Origin of the sequence: Gilliamella sp. Pas-s95 (assembly GCF_009795795.1) — a bacterium.
GTDB classification, from domain to species: Bacteria; Pseudomonadota; Gammaproteobacteria; order Enterobacterales; family Orbaceae; genus Gilliamella; species Gilliamella bombicola.
The window spans coordinates 1-411 of sequence record NZ_WTFC01000093.1 but is presented as its reverse complement, the minus strand read 5'-3'; the positions used below and the strand labels follow the sequence as shown (position 1 = coordinate 411).

The 411-nt window shown below is 45.3% G+C and carries 1 tRNA gene; it reads left to right on the top strand.

Annotated elements, in window-relative coordinates:
- The first annotated feature begins 104 nt into the window (after positions 1 to 104).
- Positions 105 to 180 (top strand) — tRNA-Gly (locus GQ598_RS10950).
- The last annotated feature ends 231 nt before the right edge of the window (positions 181 to 411 follow it).

Here is a 411-nt window from a genome sequence, read left to right as displayed (position 1 = left end):
CGGGTGGTGAAATCGGTAGACACAAGGGATTTAAAATCCCTCGGCCTTTTTGGCCGTGCGAGTTCAAGTCTCGCCCCGGGCACCATTAAACAAACACCTCTTACGCGGGAATAGCTCAGTTGGTAGAGCACGACCTTGCCAAGGTCGGGGTCGCGAGTTCGAACCTCGTTTCCCGCTCCAAATTTTCAAATTTCTTTCTTATAAAAGTGCTCACAAAAGTCAGTCAGAAAAGGTATTGATTTTATTGAAGTTTTTATTTGGTCGTTCCTAGATTACACCATGAAGTGCAATTCGTCTTAGCTCCTTAGAATAAAAGGAGGCAGGGCTTAAACGGCGTTAGCAATTTTATTATCATATCTCTCGTTTCGGAGGCGGTGCGTTGATTAAGGCGTCCAATGAGTACGATTCCAG